Source organism: Streptomyces sp. NPDC057307, assembly GCF_042667665.1.
Lineage (GTDB): Bacteria > Actinomycetota > Actinomycetes > Streptomycetales > Streptomycetaceae > Streptomyces.
Genome location: NZ_JBHUZM010000020.1, coordinates 41466 through 66126, shown reverse-complemented (window position 1 = coordinate 66126; position 24661 = coordinate 41466). Strand labels below are relative to the sequence as shown.

Below are 24661 nucleotides of genomic sequence, written 5' to 3'. Positions count from 1 at the left end.
GATCCGTGTGGTCTGTGATTCGTACGGACGGGAGTCTAGGCCCTGCTAAAGGGACCGTAAGCAGTCGGTCGCGCATCAGTCATGGCGCGGTCATGACCAGTTCCCGCGCCGACGGGTTCAGCCGCTGGTCGCACGGCGTTTCCGGGGGCATGGCGGGATGGTGGGGTTATCCCCACCCCGGCTCCCCCAGCCACCCCATGGCGTGGGCCCCCGTGGCCGTGCAGGCTAGGGCCTTATGAACGTCCGCAACAGTCTCCCCGACGACGACCGGCCACCGCCGCCGCCCCGTTTCGCCTTCAACCGGCACACCTGGAAGGAGATCGCGCATCTCCTCGCCAATCTGCCGGTCTCGATCGCCGGTTTCGTCTATGTCGTGGCCGTCGTGCCCACCGGTGTCGCCCTGTCCGTCACCGTGATCGGTCTGCCCTGGCTCACCGGCGGCCTGGCCGGCGCCCGGCTGCTGGGCAAGGCCGAACGGGCGCGGGCGCGCGCCCTGCTGGGGGTCCGGATCGACGAGCCGAGCCCGCTGCGCGGCCGGAACCGCCGGGAGAGGCGCGCACGCGGCACCGACGGGTTCTTCCACTGGTTGTGGACGGGGCTGAAGGACCCGGTGGCCTGGCGGACCACGCTGTACGAGTTCATCCGGCTGCCGTGGGGAATCCTGACCTTCGCGATCACCCTGGTGAGCCTCTTCGTCCTCTGGCCGGTGCTGCCCCACATCGCGCGCGGTCTGACCAACGTCGACCGGGCCCTGGTGCGCGGGCTGCTCTCACCGTCCGACGAGTTGGAGAGCCGGATCGCGGAGCTGGAGTCGGACCGGGGTGTCGTCGTGGACACGGCCGCCGCCGATCTGCGCCGTATCGAGCGCGATCTGCACGACGGGGCGCAGGCCCGGCTGGTGGCGCTGGCCATGGGGCTCGGTCTCGCGAAGGAGAAGCTGCTGGAGGACCCGGAGGCGGCGGCGAGCATGGTCGACGAGGCGCACGGCGAGGTGAAGCTGGCCCTGCAGGAGCTGCGCGATCTCGCGCGGGGCATCCACCCCGCCGTACTGACGGACCGGGGTCTGGACGCCGCGCTCTCGTCCGTGGCGTCCCGCTGCACCGTCCCGGTCAAGGTCGAGGTGGAGCTGACCGAGCGGCCGGCGGCGGCGATCGAGGGCATCGCCTACTTCACCGTCTCGGAGCTGCTGCAGAACGTCAGCAAACACAGCGGGGCGCGGATGGCCAGCGTCGAGGTGTGGCGGACGAAGGACCGGCTGCTGATCCAGATCGAGGACGACGGGCGCGGGGGCGCGCGGCTGGAGGGCGGGACGGGCATGGCGGGGCTGGCCGAGCGGCTGGGGGCGGTCGACGGGCTGTTCGTGCTGGACTCCCCGGTCGGGGGGCCGACGATCGTCACGGCCGAACTGCCGTGGCGCGAGCGGGAGCCCGAGCGCGAGCCGTCCTGACCGGCGGCGGAGGCGGGTGCCGGTACGGACATGGGCACCGCAGGGGTCCGGCCGCCGGGGATGACGCCGGGGATGGCAGCGGGCATGGCGCCGGCCTGGGGACGTAAAACCGCACCAACGGGGGTGGGGAAAACCCCAGGGCGAAGACGGATACCGCCCTCATGGTGCGGGCGCCGCCGGCGGATCAGCATGGAGATACGACTTGAAGCCCGACCGCCCCGCTCGCAGAACGGACGACACGATGGCCACGGATTTCGGCACGCGGACAGAGCCACGGCGCCACACCCTTCCTCCGGCACTGCGCGCTCCGTTCGAGGCCCGCATGGCGAAGGAGTTCGTCTATCTCCTTCTCAACCTTCCGATGGGCATCCTCTTCTTCGTCTACGTGGTGACGACCCTCTCGCTCAGCGCGGGGCTCCTCGTGACCTTCCTCGGCATTCCGCTGCTGGCCGCCGCGCTCGTCGGCTGCCGGGCCCTGGGCGCGGTCGAGCGGGCCAGGGCGCGGGTGCTGCTCGATCTGGACGTCGCGAGCCCGCTGCCCGTACGGGGTGAGAAGGGCGGAGTGATGTCGTGGGTCGGCGCGGTCCTCAAGAGCGGGGTGTCCTGGCGCCATGTGCTCTACGGCTTCCTGCACTTCCCGTGGGTGCTGTTCTCGTTCGTCACGTCCGTGACCTTCGTGGTCACCAGCTGGAGCCTCTTCCTCTATCCGCTGTGGCAGTGGGTCTTCCCGGAGTATCTGAACCAGGACGGCATCGCGGTCTTCAGCGACGGCTCCCGGGAGTTCTACGTGGACACCCCGTTCGAGATCGCCGCCACCAGCGTCGTGGGTCTCGTCCTCGTCCTCGGCTCGCCGTGGCTGGTCCGTGGACTGACCGGGGTGGACCGGCTGTTGGTCGCCGGTCTGCTCGGCCCGTCCAAGCTGGCGACGCGCGTCTCCGAGCTGGAGTCGGACCGGGGCGTCGTGGTCGACACCGCCGCCGCGGACCTGCGCCGTATCGAGCGTGACCTGCACGACGGGGCGCAGGCCCGGCTGGTGGCGCTGGCCATGGATCTGGGGCTGGCGAAGGAGAAGCTGCTGGCGGACCCGGAGGCGGCGGCGCGGATGGTCGACGAGGCGCACGGTGAGGTCAAGGTCGCGCTTCAGGAGCTGCGCGACCTGGCGCGGGGCATCCACCCGGCGGTCCTCACCGACCGGGGCCTGGACGCCGCGCTCTCCTCCGTCGCCTCCCGCTGCACCGTGCCGGTGCAGGTCGAGGTCGACCTGGAGTTCCGCCCGGCGGCGGCCATCGAGGGCATCGCCTACTTCACCGTCTCGGAGCTGCTGCAGAACGTCAGCAAGCACTCCCAGGCCACGCGCGCCTCGGTGGACGTGTGGCGGATGGAGGACCGGCTGATGCTCCAGGTCGCGGACAACGGCCGGGGCGGCGCCAACACCTCGTCGGGCAGCGGTCTGGCCGGTCTCGCGGAGCGGCTCGACGCGGTGGACGGGATCCTGGTCGTGAACTCGCCGGTCGGCGGGCCGACGACGGTGACGGCGGAGCTGCCCTGGCGGAAGTGACGCCTCGAAGCCACTCGAAAACACCCGCCGACAACCGCCGACAACCGCCGATACCTGCCGATCCCCGGAAACAATCGAAGACGCTCGAAGACGTACGCGGCTGCGGCGCACCGGACCTGGTCCGGTGCGCCGGAGGCGCGTCCGGCGCTTTTGTCGCGTCCATCGCTTCGATCGCTTCGATCGGTTCCCGGCCGGTGGGCGCACGGCGATACGAATACTGGGATGCTGGGACCGCAGGGCGGACGCGGAGCGCGTACGCACATCGACATGGGGGCTACACGGTCGTGGAGGACAGGGTACGAGTGGTCATCGCCGAGGATTCGGTGCTCCTGCGGGAGGGCCTGACCCGGCTGCTGACCGATCTCGGGCATGACGTGGTCGCCGGTGTCGGGGACGGCGAGGCACTGATCAAGACCGTCGGCGACCTGGCCCGTGAGGGCGCGGCGCCGGACGTGGTGGTGGCCGACGTACGGATGCCGCCGACGCACACCGACGAGGGGGTGCGGGCGGCGGTGCAGCTGCGCAAGGACCATCCGGGGATCGGTGTGCTGGTGCTCTCCCAGTACGTGGAGGAGCAGTACGCGACCGAACTGCTCGCCGGCAGCAGCCGCGGGGTCGGCTATCTGCTGAAGGACCGGGTGGCCGAGGTCCGCGAGTTCGTGGACGCGGTCGTACGGGTGGCGAGGGGCGGCACCGCGCTGGACCCGGAGGTGGTGGCCCAGCTGCTCGGCCGGAGCCGTAAGCAGGACGTGCTGGTCGGCCTGACCCCCCGGGAGCGCGAGGTGCTCGGCCTGATGGCGGAGGGCCGGACGAATTCGGCGATCGCCAGGCAGCTGGTCGTGAGCGACGGCGCGGTGGAGAAGCACGTCAGCAACATCTTCCAGAAGCTGGGCCTGTCCCCGAGTGACGGAGATCACCGCAGGGTGCTGGCCGTGCTGACGTATCTCAACTCGTGACGGCGTCCCGGCGGGGCCGGACGCCGCGGTCATATAGCAGGCTCTAGGGGTCCTAGTCCAAAAGACTGAGTTCAAATCGGCACAGACAGGGACGAACACAGAGCGCCCGGGGGCGGAGAAAACATGGCAAATTGCCACAATAAGGTGTCTCAGAAAGACGTCCACCATACGAGCGGTCAAGGGAAGGCGACCCTTACCGACGTAGGGTGGCCCCTGGGTGTGCCGGTCGTGCCGGTCGGCCCCAGCAGCCGCCTCGAGGGAGGTCCAGTTCAGTGACCAGCCAGGTCAGTAGCCCAGCCGAGCAGGCCGACGAGGCTGACGACGCGAATGACTCCGTCGTCGGCGAACAGCGCACCTTGTCAGGCACGTCCGACGCACCTGACACGGTCGGCGCGGACGGCGTCATCGGCGCGGTCGGCGTGGACGGCACGGTCGGCGTCGTCGGCACTGTCGGCACGAAGGAAGTCCGCCGTCTGGACCGGGTGATCATCCGTTTCGCGGGTGACTCCGGTGACGGCATGCAGCTGACGGGTGACCGGTTCACCTCGGAGACGGCGTCGTTCGGGAACGACCTGTCGACGCTGCCGAACTTCCCCGCCGAGATCCGCGCCCCCGCAGGCACGCTGCCGGGCGTCTCCTCGTTCCAGCTGCACTTCGCCGACCACGACATCCTCACTCCCGGCGACGCGCCGAACGTGCTGGTCGCGATGAACCCGGCCGCGCTCAAGGCAAACATCGCCGACGTGCCGCGCGGCGCCGACATCATCGTCAACACCGACGAGTTCACCAAGCGCCCCATGGCGAAGGTCGGCTACCTCACCTCGCCGCTGGAGGACGGGTCACTGGAGGCGTACCAGCTCCACCCCGTCCCCCTGACGACGCTGACGATCGAGGCGCTGAAGGAGTTCGGGCTCTCCCGCAAGGAGGCCGAGCGTTCGAAGAACATGTTCGCGCTGGGTCTGCTGTCGTGGATGTACCACCGCCCGACCGAGGGCACGGAGCAGTTCCTGCGGACGAAGTTCGCGAAGAAGCCGAACATCGCCGAGGCCAACGTGGCGGCGTTCCGGGCGGGGTGGAACTTCGGTGAGACGACCGAGGACTTCGCCGTCTCCTACGAGGTCGCCCCCGCCACCAAGGCGTTCCCGACCGGTACGTACCGCAACATCTCCGGGAATCTGGCGCTGTCGTACGGGCTGATCGCCGCGTCCCACCAGGCCGAGCTGCCGCTGTACCTCGGGTCGTACCCGATCACCCCGGCGTCCGACATCCTCCACGAGCTGTCGCGCCACAAGAACTTCGGCGTCCGCACCTTCCAGGCCGAGGACGAGATCGCCGCCATCGGCGCGGCGCTCGGCGCCTCCTTCGGCGGCTCCCTCGCCGTGACGACGACCTCCGGGCCCGGTGTGGCCCTGAAGTCCGAGACGATCGGTCTGGCGGTGTCGCTGGAGCTGCCCCTGCTGGTGGTGGCGATCCAGCGCGGCGGGCCGTCGACGGGTCTGCCGACCAAGACCGAACAGGCCGACCTGCTCCAGGCGATGTACGGCCGCAACGGCGAGGCGCCGGTGCCGATCGTCGCCCCGCAGACCCCCGCGGACTGCTTCGACGCGGCCATCGAGGCCGCCCGGATCGCGATCACGTACCGCACACCGGTCTTCCTGCTCTCCGACGGCTACCTCGCCAACGGCTCCGAGCCCTGGCGGATCCCCGAGCAGGACGAACTGCCGGACCTGGGCGTGCAGTTCGCGTCGGGCCCGAACCACACGCTGGCCGACGGCACCGAGGTGTTCTGGCCGTACAAGCGTGACCCGCAGACCCTGGCCCGCCCGTGGGCCGTGCCCGGCACGCCCGGTCTCGAACACCGCATCGGCGGCATCGAGAAGCAGGACGGCACGGGCAACATCTCGTACGACCCGGCCAACCACGACTTCATGGTCCGCACCCGCCAGGCCAAGATCGACGGCATCCAGGTGCCGGACCTCGTCGTGGACGACCCGGACGGCGCGCGCACGCTGGTGCTGGGCTGGGGCTCCACGTACGGCCCGATCACCGCCGCCGTCCGCCGGCTGCGCACCAACGGCCACCCGATCGCGCAGGCGCACCTCCGGCACATCAACCCCTTCCCGCGGAATCTGGGCGAGGTGCTGAAGCGTTACGACAAGGTCGTGGTGCCGGAGATGAACCTGGGTCAGCTCGCCACGCTCCTGCGGGCGAAGTTCCTCATCGACGCGCACTCCTACAACCAGGTCAACGGCATGCCGTTCAAGGCAGAACAGCTCGCCACGGCTCTCAAGGAGGCCATCGATGCCTGAGGTCAACGAGCTGCTTTCCCTCGTCCCCAAGGCCGAGGCCAAGCAGTCCATGAAGGACTTCAAGTCCGACCAGGAAGTCCGCTGGTGCCCCGGCTGCGGCGACTACGCCGTGCTGGCCGCCGTGCAGGGCTTCATGCCGGACCTCGGGCTGGCCAAGGAGAACATCGTGTTCGTGTCCGGGATCGGCTGCTCCAGCCGCTTCCCGTACTACATGAACACCTACGGCATGCACTCCATCCACGGACGCGCGCCGGCCATCGCCACCGGGCTCGCGTCCTCGCGCCGCGACCTGTCCGTCTGGGTCGTCACCGGTGACGGCGACGCGCTGTCCATCGGCGGCAATCACCTGATCCACGCGCTGCGGCGCAACGTCAACCTGAAGATCCTGCTGTTCAACAACCGGATCTACGGGCTGACGAAGGGCCAGTACTCACCCACCTCCGAGGTCGGCAAGATCACCAAGTCGACGCCGATGGGCTCGCTGGACGCGCCCTTCAACCCGGTGTCGCTGGCGATCGGCGCCGAGGCGTCCTTCGTGGCCCGCACCGTCGACTCCGACCGCAAGCACCTCACGAGCGTGCTGCGCCAGGCTGCCGACCACCCGGGCACGGCGCTCGTGGAGATCTACCAGAACTGCAACATCTTCAACGACGGTGCCTTCGAGGCACTGAAGGACAAGGACCGCGCGCTGGAGGCGGTCATCCGCCTGGAGCACGGTGAGCAGATCCGGTTCGGGGCCGACAACTCCAAGGGCGTCGTACGGGACCCGGCGACCGGCGATCTCGTCGTCGTACCGGTGACGGCGGACAACGAGCACCAGATCCTGGTGCACGACGCCCACGCCACCAGCCCCACCACGGCGTTCGCGCTCTCCCGGCTCGCCGACCCGGACACGCTGCACCACACGCCGATCGGTGTGCTGCGCAGCGTCCAGCGGCCGGTCTACGACACGCTGATGAACGACCAGCTCGACACCGCCGTCGAGCAGCACGGCAAGGGCGACCTGTCGCAGCTGCTCGCCGGCAACGACACATGGACGGTCGTCGGCTGACCCCCGCGACCCTCCGTACATGCCGGGGCCCGGATCTCGTCCTCCACGAGATCCGGGCCTCGTCGTTTTCCCGGATGGGCCCGGGGCTGTCATGACCGTATGCCGATACGGACATGACAGCCCGGCCCGCCCGGCGCTACCTTCGTCGAACTGATGTGTGCGGTTCGGGAGGGCCAGTGCCAGTGCCAGTGAAGTCGGACGGCGAGCAGCGGGCCGGATTGCTGTACGGGATCGGCGCCTACGGCATGTGGGGTCTGGTCCCGCTCTTCTGGCCCCTGCTGAAGCCCTCCGGCGCGGTCGAGATCCTGGCCCACCGGATGGTCTGGTCGCTGGCCGTCGTCGCGATCGCGCTGCTCGTGGTGCGCCGTTGGGCGTGGGTACGGGAGTTGCTGGGCCAGCCCCGCAAGCTCGGCCTGCTGGTGGTCGCCGCCACCGTGATCAGCGTCAACTGGGGCCTGTACATCTGGTCGGTGAACACCGGTCATGTCGTGGAGGCGTCCCTCGGCTACTTCATCAACCCGCTCGTGACCATCGCCATGGGCGTCCTGCTCCTCAAGGAGCGGCTGCGGCCCGCCCAGTGGGCGGCGGTCTCCGTCGGCCTGCTCGCCGTACTGGTGCTGGCGATCGGCTACGGGCAGCCGCCGTGGATCTCGCTCACGCTGGCCTTCTCGTTCGCGACGTACGGCCTGGTGAAGAAGAAGGTCAACATCGGCGGTCTGGAGTCGCTGGCCGCCGAGACCGTGATCCTGTTCGTGCCCGCGCTCGGGTATCTGATCTGGCTCGGGGCCTCCGGGGACGCCACGTTCGGTCCGGAGGGGGCGGGGCACGCCGCGCTGCTGGCGGCCACCGGTGTGGTGACCGCCGTGCCGCTGGTCTGCTTCGGGGCGGCGGCGATACGGGTGCCGCTGTCGACGCTGGGGCTGTTGCAGTATCTGGCCCCGGTCTTCCAGTTCCTGCTAGGGATTCTGTACTTCCACGAGGCGATGCCGGCCGAGCGGTGGGCCGGCTTCGCGCTGGTGTGGGCGGCGCTGTCGATCCTGACGTGGGACGCGCTGCGGACGGCCCGGCGCAACAGGGCGGCGGCGGAGGCACTGCGGCGGGCGGCGACCGAGTCGGCGCCGGAGGCGGCCTCTGCCTCGGAGGCGGCATCGGCGCCGACGTCCGCCTCTGCGTCGGCGTCGGCGTCGGCGTCGGAAGCCGAGGCGGAAGCCGCGATCCGTGCTCAGTCGCCGGACGGGATCAAGGCGGTGGGCGGACGCGTGGAGTCGAGCACGTCCGGCGAGTGAGGAGCGCGCGGCTTTCGGGGCCGTAGCCCCGTCGCCGTGACCATCAGTCCCAGCAGCACCATCACCACCGGCACCACCAGCGCCGCCCGGAAGGCGCCCAACTCCCCCGCCGCGCCGGTACCCGTCGTGGACGCCAGGCCGTACACCGCCGTCACCGCCGAGATGCCGATCGCCGAGCCGAACTGCGACGACGTGTACAGCAGACCGCTCGCCAGCCCCTGCTCGTGCGACGCGACACCGTCCGTCGCCGCGATGGACAGCGGCCCGTACGCCAGGGCGAACGCGACACCGGTCAGGGCCAGCGTCGGAGCCATCAGCCAGAACGACCAGTCCGCGCCGACCGGCAGGAACATCCCGTACGCCGCGATCGCCGCCACGAAGCCGCCCAGCACCACCCGTGTGTTGCCGAACCGGTTGACCAGACGCGGCGTGAGGGTCGGGGCGAGGACGACGTCGAGACCCATCAGGGCCAGCGCGAGCGAGGTCTCCAGCGAGGACCAGCCGCGCAGTTCCTGGAGGTAGAGCGTCGCCATGAACTGGAAGCCGAAGAAGGAGCCGACGAACAGCAGCGCGCCCAGATCCGCGCGGACCATCGTCGCCCGACGGAAGATCGCGAGCCGCACCAGCGGTGCGGCCGACCGGCGTTCGACCGCGACGAAGACGTAGACGAACAGCAGTCCGGCGGCGAACGCCCCCACCGTCAGCGGCCATCCTGAACCACCGTGCTCCAGCCGTACGACCCCGGCGGCCAGCAGCAGCATGGCGCCCGCCGCCGCGGCGGCTCCCGGCAGGTCGAAGCCGCCCGCGGTCTTCTCGGGCACCTCGGCGGCGGCGCCGGTACGCGGCAGCAGCCGGAGCGCGGCGATCAGGAGGGCGCCCGCGAGCAGCACGGGGGCGAAGAACACCCAGCGCCAGCCGAGTTGTGTCAGCAGACCGCCGATGACCATGCCGAGCGAGAAGCCGCCGGCGGCCGTACCCGCGAAGACGAGCAGGGCGCGGTTGCGCTGCGGCCCCTCCTCGTAGGAGGTGGTGATGATCGACATCGCCGCCGGAGTCATGAAGGCCGCCGATACGCCGGTGATGAAGCGGGCGACGATCAGCATCCAGCCCTCGGTCGCGAAGCCGCCGAGGCTGGAGAAGACCATGAACACCGTCAGCCAGATCAGGAACATCCGGCGCCGGCCGAGGAGGTCGGCGGCGCGCCCGCCGAGCAGGGTGAATCCGGCGTAGCCGAGGATGTACGCGCTCATCACCCAGGCGGCGGTGCCGGTCGACAGGTCCAGATCGGCCCGGATCGAGGGGATGGCGACGGCCAGCATGGCCACGTCGATCCCTTCGAGGAAGATCGTCCCGCAGAGGACCAGCAGCAGCGCCCAGGCCCGTGCGGACATGGCTGGGATGGCGGATGGCATGGGTGTCTCCTCGGATGGGTTACTTACCTGAGGGTCAGTTCCCTCTTGTAACCGTCCCGATCCTGCGGCACGATCAGGTGTCATGGAAGAAGGCACTTCGAAGTCACCGAGGCACTCCGCGGGTACCGTGACCGCCCCCGCGGTGCCCGCCACCGCGTTGTCCGCAGCCGCCGTTTCCCTCGCCGTCGCGGCCGGCGCCTCCCGCTGCGACTACGGAGACGCGGACCCCTTCCAGTGGGACACCCGCGAGGACTGCGAGGTACGGCAGATCCTCGACCGGATCGGCGACAAGTGGTCCCTGCTGGTCATCGCCCTGCTCGACCTGAACACGCTGCGCTTCACCGAGCTGCGCCGGGAGATCGACGGCATCAGCCAGCGCATGCTGACGGTGACGCTGCGGCAGTTGGAGCGCGACGGCCTCGTGAAACGCACGGTGCATCCCGTGGTGCCGCCGCGCGTGGAGTATCAGCTGACGCCGATGGGGCGGACGTTGCACACGACGATCAACGCGCTGGTGGTCTGGACCGAGGAGCACCAGAACCAGATCGCGGCGGCTCGCGAGGAGTACGACCGGCGCGCGGCGGAGGCGGCGGAAGCGCTCTGACCGATCGGCGCGATCGGCGCGATCGGCGTGGTCGATGTGACCGGCGTGTTCGCCGCGCGTGATGAGGGGTGGGCGCTACGACTGGTCGCATGACCCTGCACTGGAAACTCGTCATCGATACGACCGATCCGCACAGCCAGGCCGACTTCTGGGCCGGGGCCCTGGGTTACGAGGTCGAGGACAACAGCCCGCTGATCGAGCGGCTGCTGGGCATCGGAGCCGTACCGATCGAGCAGACGGTCGATTCGCACGGCCGCCGGGCCTGGCTCGATCTCACCGCCGTCCGCCATCCGGACGACCCGTTCGACCCGGACACGGGCGAGGGCGCCGGCCGACGCATCCTCTTCCAGCGCGTACCGGAGACGAAGGCCGGCAAGAACCGCGTCCACCTCGACGTCCACGCGCCGGAGGGACGGCGCGCGGCGGAGGTGGCCAGGCTGGAGGGGCTGGGCGCGACGGCTCTGTACGAGGCGAACGAGCCCGGGGGTGTGTGGGTGACGATGACGGACCCGGAGGGCAACGAGTTCTGCGTGCAGTAGGTACGCCCGGTCCCGGGTACCTCAGGCCGCGTCCGGCGCCGGCAGGCGCAGCGTCCACTCCCGCTGTTCGGGGGTGTCCGGGACCGCGAGGCCGCGGGCCCGCTCAAGGGCGGCCCACGCGGTGTCCTGGTCGGTGCCGCCCAGGATCAGCAGGGCGGCGGCCAAGAGTGAAGCGCGGCCTATGCCGGCCCGGCAGTGGGTGACCACATGCGCGCCGTCCGCGAGTCGGGCGGCCAGTTCGCGCAGCGTCGGGAGGACCGCCGCCAGGTCGGGTGGGGCCGTGCGGTCGGGGATCGGGACGGAGACGAAGCGCAGGCCGGCCGCCCCGGCCGCGCGTTCCTCGGCGGACAGACCCAGCTCGTCGCGTTCGGCGGCTGTGAGCGCGCAGACCAGGACATCGACGCCCGCGTCGCGCAGGCCCCGCATCTCGTCCTCCAGCCAGTCGGCTCCCCGAGGTTTGGCCATGGTGCTCAGACGTCCCGGGCCGGGCAGGTCGACGGTGAACAACGTGGGTCGCATGTCAGCAGCATAAGTATCCGGAAGTCGAACACGCGTGTCCGATTCCCGCCCTTGACGCTGAGTCAAGCGTGCATTGACCATCAGCACGCATCATGCGCACCACCTTCCGTCAGTCCCCATACGGAATCCGGAGCCCCCACCCATGAAGCTCAGATCGCTCTCCGTTCCCGCCCGTACCGTCCTCGTCAGCGCGCTCGCGATCGGCGGGCTGCTCGCGTCCGTCGCTCCCGCCGCGACGGCGTCACCGGCCCCCGCCACCACGGCGACGACGTCGAAGGCGCTCGCCGCCCCCGACATATCCCTCGCCAACGTCAAGGCGCACCTCACCCAGTTCTCCTCGATAGCCGCCGCCAACGGCGGCAACCGCGCCCACGGCCGCCCCGGCTATCTGGCGTCGGTCAACTACGTGAAGGGCAAGCTGGACGCGGCCGGGTTCACCACCTCCGTACAGCAGTTCACCTCCGGTGGGCGCGTCGGCTACAACCTGATAGCCGACTGGCCCGGCGGCGACCCCAACCAGGTCGTGATGGCCGGAGCCCACCTCGACTCGGTGACCTCGGGCGCCGGGATCAACGACAACGGGTCCGGCTCGGCCGCCGTGCTGGAGACCGCGCTCGCGGTGTCCAGGGCCGGGCTGCAGCCGACGAAGCATCTGCGGTTCGGCTGGTGGGGCGCGGAGGAGCTGGGCCTGGTCGGCTCCCGCTACTACGCGAACAACCTGCCGACCGCCGAGCGCGCGAAGCTCGACGGCTATCTCAACTTCGACATGATCGGCTCGTCGAACGCCGGTTACTTCGTCTACGACGACGACCCCACCATCGAGCAGACCTTCAAGACCTACTTCGCCGGACTCGGCGTCCCGACGGAGATCGAGACCGAGGGCGACGGCCGCTCGGACCACGCCTCGTTCATGAGCATCGGCGTACCGGTCGGCGGCCTGTTCACCGGCGCCGGGCGTACGAAGACGAGCGCCCAGGTCCAGAAGTGGGGCGGCACGGCCGGACAGGCCTTCGACCGCTGCTACCACTCGTCGTGCGACACGACGGCGAGCATCAACGACACGGCGCTGAACCGCAACAGCGATGCCGTCGCCTACGCGATCTGGGAGCTGGGGACCTGACCCCTCGTAGCATCGTCCTCAGCCGCCGAAGCCGCTGAAGCCGCTGAATCTGCCGAAGCCGCTGACCTCACGACCGCACGGCCTCACGACGGCACGACCGCACGACCTCACGCACTGATGTCCTTCGCCGTGAAACGCGCCCAGGCCGCCGAGCCGAACACGGCCGCGTACACGCCCTGCAGGCCGAGATTCCGCAGCACCTCGTCCCAGTAGAACGGCTCGCGGAGCAGATCGGCGAAGGACAGCCAGTAGTGCGGGAAGAGATACGGGTGGATCCCGTGCAGCTGCGGGATCGTGTCCAGGATCTGCACCGTGATCACCAGCCCGACCGTCGTCGCCATGGCCGCGATACCGCTGTTGGTGAGGGTCGAGACGAACAGGCCGAGCGCCGCGAGCCCGATCAGCGAGGCGGCGACGACCAGCGCGATCAGCACCGCCCGGACCAGCCCCTCGCCGAACGAGATGCGCGTGCCGGAGATGGTCGTGACCTCGCCGAGCGGGAAGAGCAGCGCCCCCACGACCAGCGCGGAGACCGCCACCGCCAGGGTCGCGGCCAGGCAGAACACCAGCGTCGCCGCGTACTTGGCCAGCAGCAGCCGGGTCCGGCCCGCCGGTGCGACCAGCAGATAGCGCAGGGTGCCGGCGTTCGCCTCGCCCGCGACCGCGTCGCCCGCGATGACGCCGACCGCCATCGGGAGAAAGACCGGCAGCGTCGCGGCGAGCGCGGCGAAGACCAGGAACAGCCCGTTGTTGGTGATCTGCGTCAGGAAGGCCGGGCCGCCGCCTCCCCCGCCGGGCCCGACCGAGCCGCCGTCGCTCGTCTCTATCTTGATGGCGATACCGATCAGGACCGGTACGGCGGCCAGCACACCCAGCAGCGCGAGGGTGCGCCAGCGGCGGAAGGTCGTGACCAGCTCGGAGCGGAGGAGCCCGAACGTCCAGAGCGGCGATACGGGACGGGCACCGGCGCCGCCCGGAGCCGTACCCGCCTCCGTGCTCACGTCCTCAGCCTTCACGTCCTCAGCCGTCACGTCGTCAACGCCCACGTCCTCAGCCCGCGACATCGAATCCCTCCCCGGTCAGCGCCACGAACGCGTCCTCCAGCGAAGCCCGTTCGACCCCGAAGGCCCGCACGCGCACCCCCGCCCGTACGAGCCCCGCGTTGATGTCGGCAGGCTCGGCCGGCGCCCCCTCGCCGGACACCGGCAGCTCCCCGCTCACCCGGTCCCCGGCCACCGTCACATCGGTGACCCCCAACTCCTTCAGCACCCGCGCCGCGTCCCCCGGATCGGGCGTCGTGACCGCCAGCCGCCCCCGGGTGCCCGCCGCCAGCTCGGGGACCGTGCCCTGGGTCAGCAGCCGCCCGCGCGCCATCACGGCGGCGTGCGTGCAGACCTGCTCGATCTCGTCCAGCAGATGCGAGGAGAGGAAGACCGTCGTGCCCTCCCGCGCCAGCTCGCGCACGAGCGCCCTGATCTCGCGCATGCCCTGCGGGTCGAGGCCGTTCGTCGGCTCGTCGAGCACCAGGAGCTTTCGCGGCTGGAGCAGCGCGGCGGCGAGCGCGAGCCGCTGCTTCATACCGAGCGAGTACGCCTTCGCCTTCTTGCCGCCCGCCGCCGTGAGCCCGACGCGCTCCAGCGCCTGGGCCACCCGGGCCCGCCGGGTGCGCGGATCGGCGGTCGGGTCGGCGGAGTCGTACCGCAGGAGATTGTCGCGGCCGTTCAAGTACCCGTACAGCGCCGGGCCTTCGATCAGCGCGCCCACCTGCGGCAGTACGGCTCCGGCGGCGCGCGGCATGGCGCGGCCGAGGACCGACGCGGTGCCCGCGGTCGGTTCTATGAGGCCCATCAGCATGCGGATGGTGGTGGTCTTGCCGGAGCCGTTGGGGCCGAGGAAGCCGAAGACGCTGCCGGCCGGTACGGCGAGGTCGAGACGGTCGACCGCGAGCTGCCCGCCCCGGTAGCGCTTGGTGAGCCCGCGTGTCTCTATGACGACGGTCATCCCGCGCCCATCCCTTCTCCCGCCCCGTGCCCCAGGTGCTCAGCCGCGAACAGTGAACAGCGGACGGCGGACAGCGGTCCGCCCCGCCGTACGGAGCGTACGACGGGGCGGGCCACCTGTGCGTGGTGCTTCGCGCTACTTCGCCTCGTTGGCCGCCTTCACCAGCGCGTCCTTGGTGACCGCGCCGACGAAGACCTTGCCGTCGTCCGTCATCAGGGCGTTCACCAGGCGCGTCTTGAAGACCGTGCCCGAACCGAACTTCCCGTCGACCTTGTCGCCCAGGGCGTTCATGAACTCCTCCGCCTGGGCCGGCATGTCCTTCGACACGGCGCCCGGTCCCTTGCCGCCGGTGTCGAGCTGGACCACGGTGGTCCAGCCCTCGCCGATGACGTTCGGCTCCGTCCCGAGGTCCTTGGCGTCCTTGGGCGCCTTGTGGGCCTGGTCCTTGCCCGCGGCCTTCGACTCGTCGGCCTCCGTCACCTTCGCGCCCTTGGGGGGCGAGAAGTCGAAGGTGGACGCGGACGGCTTCGAGAAGTCGACCTTGGTGAAGCCGACATCGATCGCGGCCTTGCCGCCGCCGCTCGGCTGGAGCGTGAACTTCAGCGGCGTACCGGTCTCGGAGTCGACCGCCACCTTGATTGAGCCGATCGTCGAGCCGTCCTGCTTGGGCTTGATGAGCAGCTGGTAGGCGTCACGGCCCGCGATCCGCGCCGTGCCGTCGACGGTCACCGAGGTGGTGTCGCCCGCGGCCTTCAGTGCCTCCTCGGCGAAGTCCTGGGGCGTGGCGGGCAGGCCCTTCGGCGCGGCCTGGTCCTTGCCCTTCTCGCCGTTCTCCGAGCCCTTCTCCGAGCCCTTGTCAGAACCCTTGGCGGCGTCGGCCGGAGACGTGGCGTGGTACGCCTCGTTGGAGGCGCTGTCGTACGCCCACACCTCGTCGCCGTTGCGGATCAGGCTGTACTCGGCGGCGCTGTCGAGGATCGACACGCGCTGCTTGTCGGGTCCGTCGGCGGCGACGCGCAGCGTGTGCTCGCCGGTGGCCAGCTCCATCAGCCGGCCGGTCGGCTCCGCGGCCGAACCGCCGCCGTCGGCTCCGCCCTTCGGCGCGAGCGCTCCGGCGGCGGAGCCACCGAGACCGCCGAGGCTCCCCAGCGACGGGATGCCCAGGTCCGTGGTGATCTTGACCGTGCCGGACAGCTGTTCGGTGTCGGACGCGGCGATCTTCTCGATCAGCTGTTCCGCGCTGATCTTCGGCAGGTCCGGATCACCCGACGCGGCGAGCGCCGGGACGAGGCCGATGGTGGCCGCCGCGATTCCGGCGACCGCGACCGGGACGACATAGCGCGCCGCTCTGCGACGGCCCGCCGGAACATCCCCGGTCTCGCCGGTCTCGCCGGTGATCTGTGCGCTGTCGTTCGGTGCCATGTGTGCCCTACCTCCGTGGTCGGCGGCTTCCGTCCCTTGCACTCGTCCACCCCTTGCCGCCATTCTCACTCGAATTGGTCCGGGGTGGTGCTCTCCATAAGACCAAATCGGCTAATCGGAAGCGTCAACCCGCAGAGGCAACCTCGCGTACTGCTCTGGGATGACAGCCACCGCCGCCAACTCCCCCATCCAGTAGGGGACGGGGGAATCCGGTGTCGGGGACGACGTGGCAGGGCGCGAACGGGCGTCGGCCGGGCGGCGACAGCGCGTCGACGGAACGTGGACGGAGCATCGACGGGTCAACGAGGGGACGCCGACGGGCCATCGACGGGACGTCGACAGGACCGTGACAGGACCTCAACGGGCGGACTCAGCCCGCCCGGTGGACCACCGCGTCGCACAGCTCCAGCAGCGCGGACTTCGCGTAGCACTCCGGCAGCGGCGACAGCGCCGCCCGTGCCTCCTCGGCGTACCGGACGGTGTCCCGCCGCGCCTGCTCCAGCGCCGGGTGGGCGCGCAGCCTGCGCAGCGCCTCCCCGTGCCGGGCGTCGTCCGTCAGGTCGCCGTCCAGCAGCTCGACCAGCTCGATGTCCTCCGGGCGGCCGTGCGCCTGCGCCTGGGCGCGCAGCAGCAGCACCGGCAGCGTGGGGATGCCCTCGCGGAGGTCGGTGCCGGGGGTCTTGCCGGACTCGTGGGAGTCGCTGGCGATGTCCAGGACGTCGTCGGCGAGCTGGAAGGCCACGCCGAGCCGCTCGCCGTACTGCGTGAGGATGTCGATGACCGTCTCGTCCGCGCCGGACGTCAGCGCGCCGAAGCGGCCGGAGACGGCGAACAGCGCGCCGGTCTTGCCGGCGAGCACGTCGAGGTAGTGGCCGACCGGGTCGCGCCCGTCGCGCGGTCCGGCCGTCTCCAGGATCTGACCCGTCACCAGCCGCTCGAACGCCTCGGCCTGGATCCGTACGGCCTCGGGGCCGAGGTCCGCCAGGATGTGCGAGGCCCGCGCGAAGAGGAAGTCGCCGGTGAGGACCGCGACGGAGTTGCCCCAGCGGCTGTTGGCGCTGTCCACGCCCCGGCGTACGTCCGCCTCGTCCATCACGTCGTCGTGGTAGAGCGTCGCCAGGTGGGTCAGCTCGACGACCACGGCCGCCGGGACGATCCCCGGGGCGTACGGGTCACCGAACTGGGCCGCCAGCATCACGACCAGCGGCCGGAACCGCTTGCCACCGGCGCGCACCAGGTGCTGCGCCGCTTCCGTGATGAAAGGGACCTCGCTCTTGGTGGCTTCGAGGAGACCCGCCTCCACGGCCGACAATCCCGCCAGGACATCGGCTTCAAGAGCCGGGTCCCGCACGCTCAGCCCGAACGGCCCGACGACGGTCACGAGGGGTACTCCTGTCTGCTGACGATCACATGGATTGTCGATGTGTCGCTGCTGTCATTCAAGTCAGCGTATCCGGTCGAGTTTCGATCACCATGGGCGCCTTCCCGGCTCCACCCGTATGTTCGTGATCAGTAAATACGACCCGAACTGAACCCATTTGTCCGCACCCCCTGCCCGTTCGGGCTACCGCCGGTACGGTGCCCCAACACCCCACCACACTCAGGCCCTTTCGGTCATTGCGCGCTTTTCACCACTGCCGCGGCTGGGCAACACCGACGTAACGTGTCCAGCATCGATCCGGAAAGCGAGGCAGCACCGATGCCCGAGCAGAGCCCGCTCGAACTGGCCGAGGGTGACCCCTTCGGTCCGCACAACCTCCCGTACGGCGTCTTCACCACGGCCGACGAGCCCGAGCGCCGTCGGCTCGGGGTCCGTGTCGGCGGCCATGTGCTCGACGCGGGAGCCGCCGCGCACGCGCTGGGCTCCCCGTACGCGGTGCTGCTGGACCGGCCCACGCTCAACCCGCTGATGGCCGCGGGGCGCACGGCCTGGCGCGATGTCCGCCGGGCGCTCACCGCCTGGGTCACGGTGCCCGCCCACCGCCCGGACATAGAGCCCCTGCTGCACCCGCTCGGCTCGGTCACGATGCATCTGCCGTACGAGGTCGCCGACTATGTCGACTTCTACGCGAGCGAGCACCACGCCACCAACGTGGGCCGGATCTTCCGCCCCGACGGTGACGCGCTGACCCCGAACTGGAAGCATCTGCCGATCGGTTACCACGGCAGGGCGGGCACGGTCGTGGTCTCGGGTACGGACGTGACGCGCCCGTCCGGGCAGCGCAAGGGGCCCGCCGACCCGGCGCCCGTCTTCGGGCCCTCCGTCAAGCTCGACATCGAGGCGGAGGTCGGCTTCGTCGTCGGCACGCCCTCGCGGCAGGGCAGCCCGGTGGAGCTGGCGTCCTTCCGTGACCATGTCTTCGGCCTCTCCCTGCTCAACGACTGGTCGGCGCGGGACATCCAGGCGTGGGAGTACGTTCCGCTCGGCCCGTTCCTCGGCAAGTCCTTCGCCACCTCCGTCGCCGCCTGGGTGACCCCGCTGGAGGCCCTGGACGCGGCCCGCGTGGCGCCCCCGACCCGTACCGACGGCCTGCTCCCCTATCTGGACGACGCGGACGACGAGGAGCCGGGCGGTTTCGACCTGCGGATCTCCGTGTCCCTCAACGGACAGGTGATCTCCGAACCGCCGTTCTCCACGATGTACTGGACGGCGGCGCAGCAGCTGACCCATATGACGGTCAACGGCGCCTCGCTCCGTACGGGCGACCTGTACGGCTCGGGCACGGTCAGCGGCAGCCGGCGCGAGGAGCGCGGCTCCCTCCTCGAACTCACCTGGAACGGCACGGAGCCCCTCGAACTGCCCGACGGCAAGCGGACGTTCCTGGAGGACGGCGACGAGATCACCCTGACAGCCTGGGCGCCGGGCCCGGACGGCACCCGCGTCGGACTCGGCGAGGTGACCGGCCGGATCGTCGCGGGATGAGCACGGCGCGACCGCTCCGGCGACCGCTCCTCCTGCTGGGCGTACTGCTGCTCGTCGTGCTGACGGCCCTCGCCCTCCGGGGCCGCGGCGAGCGGCCCGGCTACGCGGAGGGTTACGCCTTCGGCCGGGACGAGGGCCCGCGCGGCCATCTGGGCGGCGCCGACGCCTCCGACACGGGGGCCGCCCAGTCCGAGTGCGGGGAGCACGCGGAGACGGACGGCGTGGAGACGAATGACGTCTGGATGGCCGGCTGTGTGGACGGCGCACTCGGCCTCCCGAAGGCACCTCCGGACCAGGCGCTCCCGGACTCCTGAGCACACGGCCGCGAACGCCGCAGGGGCCCCACCGGCGTCGGTGGGGCCCTACGCGGAGCGTTCGGGTGTACGGGCTACCGGACGAAGACGCCCGCCTGGCTCGCCAGGTCCAGGAAGTACTGGGGCGCGAGGCCCAGTACCAGCGTGACCGCGACGCCCACCCCGATCGTGGCCATCGTCAGCGGCGAGGGCACGGCGACCGTGGGGCCGTCCGCCTTCGGCTCGCTGAAGAACATCAGCACGATGACCCGGATGTAGAAGAACGCGGCGATCGCCGACGAGATCACACCGACCACGACCAGCGCCCCGGCCCCGCCGTCCGCCGCCGCCTTGAAGACGGCGAACTTGCCGGAGAAGCCCGACGTCAGCGGAATGCCGGCGAAGGCGAGCAGGAAGACCGCGAAGACCGCGGCCACCAGGGGCGAACGCCGGCCGAGTCCCGCCCACTTGGACAGGTGCGTGGCCTCGCCGCCCGCGTCGCGCACCAGCGTGACGACGGCGAACGCGCCGACCGTGACGAAGGAGTACGCCGCCAGATAGAAGAGGACGGAGGAGATGCCCTCGTCGTTCATCGCGATGACACCGGCCAGGATGAAGCCCGCGTGCGCGATCGACGAGTACGCCAGGAGGCGCTTGATGTCCGTCTGGGTGATGGCGACGATCGCGCCGAACAGCATCGTGACGATCGCGACACCGAACATCACCGGCCGGTAGTCCCAGCGCAGGCCCGGCAGGACGACGTAGAGCAGCCGCAGCAGCGCGCCGAACGCGGCCACCTTCGTCGCGGCGGCCATGAAGCCGGTGACCGGTGTGGGCGCGCCCTGGTAGACGTCCGGGGTCCACATGTGGAACGGCACCGCGCCGACCTTGAAGAGCAGGCCCATGAGGATCATCGCGGCGCCGATGAGCAGCAGCGCGTCGTTGCCCATGGTGTCCGCGAGGACCGGGTCCACGGTGGCGACCGAGCCGTCGACGACGGCGGCGATGCGCGCGTACGTCACCGAGCCCGCGTAGCCGTACAGCAGCGCGATGCCGAAGAGCAGGAACGCGGACGAGAAGGCGCCGAGGAGGAAGTACTTCACCGCGGCCTCCTGCGACATGAGCCGCTTGCGGCGGGCCAGGGCGCAGAGGAGGTAGAGCGGGAGGGAGAAGACCTCCAGCGCGATGAAGAGCGTCAGCAGGTCGTTGGCGGCGGGGAAGACGAGCATGCCCGCCACCGCGAACAGCATGATCGGGAAGACCTCGGTGGTGGTGAACCCGGCCTTGACGGCCGCCTTCTCGCTCTCGCTGCCGGGCACCGAGGCGCCCTGGGCGGCGAACGAGTCGATGCGGGTGCCGTGGCTCTCCGGGTCGAGCCTGCGCTCGGCGAAGGTGAACACGGCGACGACCGACGTCAGGAGGATGACGCCCTGGAGGAACAGCGCGGGGCCGTCCACCGCGATCGCGCCCATGGCCGCGAGGTGTGCCTTGGTGCTGCCGTAGCCGCCCGCCGCCAGGGCGACCACCGCGGCGAACGCGGCGGCCAGGGCGACGACCGAGAGGAAGAGCTGCGCGTAGTAGCGCCCCTTCCGGGGGACGAAGGCCTCAAGGAGGATGCCGACGACCGCGGCGCCCAGCACGATCAGCACCGGAGCCAGTTGCGCGTATTCGATCTTGGGGGCCTGGATCTTGTCGATCCCCTGGGCCGCCGTCGTTGTCCACAGGCTGTGGACAGCTGTCGCACTCACGGGGCTGCCTCCACCTCGGGCTTGGGATCGGTCTTGTGGACGTCGCTCATGGTGTGCTCCACCGCCGGGTTCACGATGTCGGTCAGCGGCTTCGGGTAGACGCCCAGGAAGAGAAGGAGCGCGATCAGCGGGGTGACGACCGCCAGCTCACGGAGCTTCAGGTCCGGCATGTGGCGGACCGACTCGTTCACCGGGCCCGTCATCGTGCGCTGGTAGAGGACCAGGACGTAGAGCGCGGCGAGCACGATACCGATGGTGGCGATGATACCGATCACCGGATATCGGCTGAACGTGCCGACCAGGACCAGGAATTCACTCACGAACGGGGCGAGCCCCGGTAGCGAGAGGGTCGCCAGACCACCGATCAGGAAGGTGCCGGCCAGGACCGGCGCGACCTTCTGCACCCCGCCGTAGTCCGAGATGAGCCGCGAACCGCGCCGCGAGATCAGGAAGCCCGCGACCAGCAGCAGCGCCGCCGTCGAGATTCCGTGGTTGATCATGTAGAGCGTCGCGCCCGACTGGCCCTGGCTGGTCATCGCGAAGATGCCCATGATGATGAAGCCGAAGTGCGAGATCGACGCGTAGGCGATGAGCCGCTTGATGTCACGCTGGCCGACCGCGAGCAGCGCCCCGTAGATGATGCTGATCAGCGCCAGCACCAGCACCACGGGGGTGGCCCACTTGGACGCCTCCGGGAAGAGCTGGAGGCAGAAGCGCAGCATCGCGAACGTGCCGACCTTGTCGACCACCGCGGTGATCAGGACGGCGACGGGCGCGGTGGCCTCGCCCATGGCGTTGGGCAGCCAGGTGTGCACCGGCCACAGCGGCGCCTTGATGGCGAAGGCGAGGAAGAAGCCCAGGAAGAGCCACCTCTCCATGCCCGTCGACATGTCCAGCGTGCCGTTGGCCCTGGCCTCGGCGATCTCGGCCAGCGAGAACGTCCCCGTCTGCGTGAACAGACCGATGACGGCGGCCAGCATGATCAGGCCGCCGGCCAGGTTGTAGAGGAGGAACTTCACGGCCGCGTACGACCGCTGGGTGGCTCCGGCCTCGTCGCCGCCCGCGTGGGCCCGGTCCCCGAAGCCGCCGATGAGGAAGTACACCGGGATGAGCATGGCTTCGAACAGGATGTAGAAGAGGAAGACGTCGGTGGCCTCGAAGGAGAGGATCACCATCGCCTCGACCATCAGGATCAGGGCGAAGAAGCCCTGCGTCGGCCGCCAGCGGGAGCTCTTCGTCTCGACCGGGTCGGCGTCGTGCCAGCCCGCGGCGATGACGAAGGGGATCAGCAGGGCGGTGAGCGCCATCAGCGCCACACCGATGCCGTCCACGCCCAGTTCGTATCTGACCCCGAAGTCGGAGATCCAGGCGTGGGACTCCGTCAGCTGGTAGCGGTCGCCACCGGGTTCGAAGCGGACCAGCGCGATCGCCGCCAGTACGAGCGTGGCGAGCGAGAAGGCCAGCGCGATCCACTTGGCCGCCGTGCGCCGGGCGGCCGGGACGGCCGCCGTGACGATCGCGCCGATCGCCGGGACGGCCGCCGTCGCCGTCAGAAGGGGGAACGACATCTGATTACACCGCCCTCATCAGCAGGGTCGCGGCGATGAGCACTGCCGTACCTCCGAACATCGAGACCGCGTAGGAGCGGGCGTAGCCGTTCTGCAGCTTGCGCAGTCGGCCGGAGAGCCCGCCGAACGACGCCGCGGTGCCGTTGACGACACCGTCGACCAGGGTGTGGTCGACGTACACGAGCGAGCGGGTGAGGTGCTCGCCGCCGCGGACCAGGACCACATGGTTGAAGTCGTCCTGGAGAAGGTCGCGGCGGGCGGCGCGGGTGACCAGCGAACCGCGCGGCGCGGTGACCGGCACCGGCTTGCGGCCGTACTGGAGATACGCGACACCGACGCCGATGAGCAGCACCACGACCGTGCAGGTGGTGACGGCCGCCGCGCTGATCGGCGGGTGGCCGTGCTCGAACTGGGTGACCGGCTCCAGCCACTTCACGAACGACTCGTCGATCGAGAAGAGACCGCCCGCGAAGACCGAGCCGAAGGCGAGGACGATCATCGGGATCGTCATCGACTTGGGCGACTCGTGCGGCTTCGGCTCGTTGCCGGCCGCGTCCGGCTGCCAGCGCTTCTCGCCGAAGAAGGTCATCAGCATCACGCGCGTCATGTAGTACGCCGTGAGGGCCGCGCCCAGCAGGGTGACGGCGCCGAGGATCCAGCCCTCGGTGCCTCCCTTGGCGAACGCCGCCTCGATGATCTTGTCCTTCGACCAGAAGCCGGAGAGACCCGGGAAGCCGATGATCGCGAGATAGCCGAGTCCGAAGGTGACGAAGGTGACCGGCATGTACTTGCGCAGGCCCCCGTACTTCCGCATGTCCACCTCGTCGTTCATGCCGTGCATGACCGAGCCGGCGCCGAGGAACAGCCCCGCCTTGAAGAAGCCGTGCGTCACCAGGTGCATGATCGCGAAGACGTAGCCGATGGGGCCGAGGCCCGCGGCCAGGATCATGTAGCCGATCTGGGACATCGTCGAGCCCGCGAGGGCCTTCTTGATGTCGTCCTTCGCGCAACCGACGATCGCACCGAAGAGGAGCGTGACCGCTCCGACGATCACGACCACCAGCTGGGCGTCCGGCGAGGCGTTGAAGATCGCGCCGGACCGGGTGATCAGATACACGCCCGCCGTCACCATCGTCGCCGCGTGGATCAGGGCCGAGACCGGGGTCGGGCCCTCCATCGCGTCGCCGAGCCAGGACTGGAGCGGCACCTGCGCCGACTTGCCGCAAGCGGCGAGCAGCAGCATCAGGCCGATGCCGGTGATCGTGCCGCCGCTCGCCTCACCGGTGGACTCCAGGACGGGCCCGAAGGCGAACGTGCCGAAGGTGGTGAACATCAGCATGATCGCGATCGACAGACCCATGTCGCCGACGCGGTTGACCAGGAACGCCTTCTTGGCCGCCGTGGCCGCGCTGGGCTTGTGCTGCCAGAAGCCGATGAGCAGGTACGACGCGAGGCCGACGCCCTCCCAGCCGAAGTACAGCAGGAGGTAGTTGTCCGCGAGGACCAGCAGCAGCATCGCGGCGAGGAACAGGTTCAGATAGCCGAAGAAGCGGCGGCGCCGCTCGTCGTGCTCCATGTACCCGATGGAGTAGATGTGGATCAGGGTGCCGACGCCGGTGATCAGCAGCACGAACGTCATGGACAGCTGGTCGAGCTGGAAGGCGATGTCCGCCTGGAAGCTCTCGACGGGAACCCAGCTGAACAGGTGCTGGTGCAGGGCGCGTTCCTCGCCGCCCTTGCCCAGCATGTCCGCGAACAGCACGACGCCGATCACGAAGGAGGCAGCCGCCAGCAGCGTGCCGAGGATGTGGCCCACCCGGTCGAAACGCCGCCCGCCGCACAGCAGAAGACCTGCTCCGAGCAGGGGCGCCGCGATGAGCAGCGCAATCAGATTCTCCACGATTC

19 protein-coding genes and 1 pseudogene are annotated in these 24661 nt (G+C 70.1%); 11 read left to right on the top strand and 9 right to left on the bottom strand.

Annotation, left to right across the window (positions count from 1 at the left end; genetic code table 11):
• Positions 1-235: 235 nt before the first annotated feature.
• From ACFUN8_RS10985 to rarD, 6 genes are all read left to right on the top strand, one after another.
• A complete protein-coding gene (locus ACFUN8_RS10985; RefSeq protein ID WP_383634441.1) occupies positions 236-1447 on the top strand; it encodes a sensor histidine kinase in 1212 nt (403 codons plus the stop codon).
• A 241-nt stretch (positions 1448-1688) separates the two neighbouring features.
• The gene (locus tag ACFUN8_RS10980) at positions 1689-3005 is read left to right on the top strand and encodes a sensor histidine kinase (RefSeq protein WP_383634439.1); all 1317 of its coding nucleotides are present in this window, start codon (positions 1689-1691) and stop codon (positions 3003-3005) included.
• Positions 3006-3289: 284 nt separating this feature from the next.
• The gene (locus ACFUN8_RS10975; RefSeq protein WP_078075602.1) at positions 3290-3961 is read left to right on the top strand and encodes a response regulator transcription factor; all 672 of its coding nucleotides are present in this window, start codon (positions 3290-3292) and stop codon (positions 3959-3961) included.
• A gap of 272 nt (positions 3962-4233) precedes the next feature.
• On the top strand, positions 4234-6270 hold the full coding sequence (locus ACFUN8_RS10970) for a 2-oxoacid:acceptor oxidoreductase subunit alpha (RefSeq protein ID WP_383634437.1): 2037 nt from the start codon (positions 4234-4236) through the stop codon (positions 6268-6270).
• A complete protein-coding gene (locus ACFUN8_RS10965; RefSeq protein WP_383634435.1) occupies positions 6263-7321 on the top strand; it encodes a 2-oxoacid:ferredoxin oxidoreductase subunit beta in 1059 nt (352 codons plus the stop codon). Before ACFUN8_RS10970 ends, ACFUN8_RS10965 begins: the two co-directional genes overlap by 8 nt.
• A gap of 188 nt (positions 7322-7509) precedes the next feature.
• Positions 7510-8607 carry an EamA family transporter RarD gene (gene rarD / locus ACFUN8_RS10960; RefSeq protein WP_383634490.1) on the top strand — a complete coding sequence of 366 codons (1098 nt, stop codon included), beginning with the start codon at positions 7510-7512 and terminating at the stop codon, positions 8605-8607.
• Here rarD and ACFUN8_RS10955 read toward each other — a convergent pair.
• On the bottom strand, positions 8544-9998 hold the full coding sequence (locus ACFUN8_RS10955; protein ID WP_383634488.1) for an MFS transporter: 1455 nt from the start codon (positions 9996-9998) through the stop codon (positions 8544-8546). The genes rarD and ACFUN8_RS10955 overlap by 64 nt on opposite strands.
• A gap of 103 nt (positions 9999-10101) precedes the next feature.
• On the opposite strand from ACFUN8_RS10955, the gene ACFUN8_RS10950 reads away from it, so the two are divergent.
• Both ACFUN8_RS10950 and ACFUN8_RS10945 read left to right on the top strand, forming a co-directional pair.
• Positions 10102-10623, top strand: coding sequence for a winged helix-turn-helix transcriptional regulator (locus ACFUN8_RS10950; protein ID WP_383634433.1), 522 nt, complete (start codon positions 10102-10104; stop codon positions 10621-10623).
• Positions 10624-10712: 89 nt separating this feature from the next.
• Positions 10713-11162, top strand: a complete 450-nt coding sequence (locus ACFUN8_RS10945) for a VOC family protein (protein WP_383634431.1) — start codon at positions 10713-10715, stop codon at positions 11160-11162.
• A 21-nt stretch (positions 11163-11183) separates the two neighbouring features.
• On the opposite strand, the gene ACFUN8_RS10940 is transcribed toward ACFUN8_RS10945, so the two are convergent.
• On the bottom strand, positions 11184-11681 hold the full coding sequence (locus ACFUN8_RS10940; RefSeq protein WP_383634429.1) for a tyrosine protein phosphatase: 498 nt from the start codon (positions 11679-11681) through the stop codon (positions 11184-11186).
• A gap of 142 nt (positions 11682-11823) precedes the next feature.
• Here ACFUN8_RS10940 and ACFUN8_RS10935 point away from each other — a divergent pair.
• Positions 11824-12792: pseudogene (locus tag ACFUN8_RS10935) on the top strand (M28 family metallopeptidase); the annotation flags it as partial.
• 116 nt (positions 12793-12908) lie between these two features.
• Here ACFUN8_RS10935 and ACFUN8_RS10930 read toward each other — a convergent pair.
• The 4 genes from ACFUN8_RS10930 to ACFUN8_RS10915 form a co-directional block, all read right to left on the bottom strand.
• On the bottom strand, positions 12909-13865 hold the full coding sequence (locus ACFUN8_RS10930) for an ABC transporter permease (RefSeq protein WP_383634427.1): 957 nt from the start codon (positions 13863-13865) through the stop codon (positions 12909-12911).
• Positions 13852-14802 carry an ATP-binding cassette domain-containing protein gene (locus ACFUN8_RS10925; RefSeq protein ID WP_383634425.1) on the bottom strand — a complete coding sequence of 317 codons (951 nt, stop codon included), beginning with the start codon at positions 14800-14802 and terminating at the stop codon, positions 13852-13854. Before ACFUN8_RS10925 ends, ACFUN8_RS10930 begins: the two co-directional genes overlap by 14 nt.
• 135 nt (positions 14803-14937) lie before the next feature.
• The gene (locus ACFUN8_RS10920; RefSeq protein WP_383634423.1) at positions 14938-16224 is read right to left on the bottom strand and encodes an outer membrane lipoprotein carrier protein LolA; all 1287 of its coding nucleotides are present in this window, start codon (positions 16222-16224) and stop codon (positions 14938-14940) included.
• A gap of 370 nt (positions 16225-16594) precedes the next feature.
• Positions 16595-17605: a polyprenyl synthetase family protein gene (locus ACFUN8_RS10915; protein ID WP_383634421.1), complete on the bottom strand. Its 1011-nt coding sequence runs from the start codon at positions 17603-17605 to the stop codon at positions 16595-16597.
• Positions 17606-17923: 318 nt separating this feature from the next.
• On the opposite strand from ACFUN8_RS10915, the gene fahA reads away from it, so the two are divergent.
• Both fahA and ACFUN8_RS10905 read left to right on the top strand, forming a co-directional pair.
• On the top strand, positions 17924-19147 hold the full coding sequence (fahA, locus tag ACFUN8_RS10910) for a fumarylacetoacetase (protein WP_383634419.1): 1224 nt from the start codon (positions 17924-17926) through the stop codon (positions 19145-19147).
• Positions 19144-19461: a hypothetical protein gene (locus ACFUN8_RS10905; RefSeq protein WP_383634417.1), complete on the top strand. Its 318-nt coding sequence runs from the start codon at positions 19144-19146 to the stop codon at positions 19459-19461. Before fahA ends, ACFUN8_RS10905 begins: the two co-directional genes overlap by 4 nt.
• A gap of 74 nt (positions 19462-19535) precedes the next feature.
• On the opposite strand, the gene nuoN is transcribed toward ACFUN8_RS10905, so the two are convergent.
• Genes nuoN through nuoL form a run of 3 tightly spaced genes read right to left on the bottom strand, consistent with a single transcriptional unit; the run spans position 19536 to position 24656 of the window.
• Positions 19536-21188, bottom strand: coding sequence for an NADH-quinone oxidoreductase subunit NuoN (gene nuoN / locus ACFUN8_RS10900; RefSeq protein WP_383634415.1), 1653 nt, complete (start codon positions 21186-21188; stop codon positions 19536-19538).
• Positions 21185-22756, bottom strand: a complete 1572-nt coding sequence (locus ACFUN8_RS10895; protein WP_383634413.1) for an NADH-quinone oxidoreductase subunit M — start codon at positions 22754-22756, stop codon at positions 21185-21187. The genes nuoN and ACFUN8_RS10895 overlap by 4 nt, the downstream gene beginning before the upstream one ends.
• A 4-nt stretch (positions 22757-22760) precedes the next feature.
• Positions 22761-24656, bottom strand: a complete 1896-nt coding sequence (gene nuoL, locus ACFUN8_RS10890) for an NADH-quinone oxidoreductase subunit L (protein ID WP_383634411.1) — start codon at positions 24654-24656, stop codon at positions 22761-22763.
• Between the last annotated feature and the right edge of the window lie 5 nt (positions 24657-24661).

What these genes read in the sequence shown, in the direction of transcription:
- ACFUN8_RS10940 (WP_383634429.1), bottom strand. Translation starts at nt 11,681, where the DNA reads ATGCGACCCACGTTGTTCACCGTCGACCTGCCCGGCCCGGGACGTCTG.
- ACFUN8_RS10925 (WP_383634425.1), bottom strand. Translation starts at nt 14,802, where the DNA reads ATGACCGTCGTCATAGAGACACGCGGGCTCACCAAGCGCTACCGGGGC.
- ACFUN8_RS10920 (WP_383634423.1), bottom strand. Translation starts at nt 16,224, where the DNA reads ATGGCACCGAACGACAGCGCACAGATCACCGGCGAGACCGGCGAGACC.
- ACFUN8_RS10905 (WP_383634417.1), top strand. Translation starts at nt 19,144, where the DNA reads ATGAGCACGGCGCGACCGCTCCGGCGACCGCTCCTCCTGCTGGGCGTA.
- ACFUN8_RS10950 (WP_383634433.1), top strand. Translation starts at nt 10,102, where the DNA reads ATGGAAGAAGGCACTTCGAAGTCACCGAGGCACTCCGCGGGTACCGTG.
- ACFUN8_RS10945 (WP_383634431.1), top strand. Translation starts at nt 10,713, where the DNA reads ATGACCCTGCACTGGAAACTCGTCATCGATACGACCGATCCGCACAGC.
- ACFUN8_RS10930 (WP_383634427.1), bottom strand. Translation starts at nt 13,865, where the DNA reads ATGTCGCGGGCTGAGGACGTGGGCGTTGACGACGTGACGGCTGAGGAC.
- ACFUN8_RS10955 (WP_383634488.1), bottom strand. Translation starts at nt 9,998, where the DNA reads ATGTCCGCACGGGCCTGGGCGCTGCTGCTGGTCCTCTGCGGGACGATC.
- ACFUN8_RS10965 (WP_383634435.1), top strand. Translation starts at nt 6,263, where the DNA reads ATGCCTGAGGTCAACGAGCTGCTTTCCCTCGTCCCCAAGGCCGAGGCC.
- ACFUN8_RS10895 (WP_383634413.1), bottom strand. Translation starts at nt 22,756, where the DNA reads ATGTCGTTCCCCCTTCTGACGGCGACGGCGGCCGTCCCGGCGATCGGC.
- fahA (WP_383634419.1), top strand. Translation starts at nt 17,924, where the DNA reads ATGCCCGAGCAGAGCCCGCTCGAACTGGCCGAGGGTGACCCCTTCGGT.
- ACFUN8_RS10985 (WP_383634441.1), top strand. Translation starts at nt 236, where the DNA reads ATGAACGTCCGCAACAGTCTCCCCGACGACGACCGGCCACCGCCGCCG.
- ACFUN8_RS10980 (WP_383634439.1), top strand. Translation starts at nt 1,689, where the DNA reads ATGGCCACGGATTTCGGCACGCGGACAGAGCCACGGCGCCACACCCTT.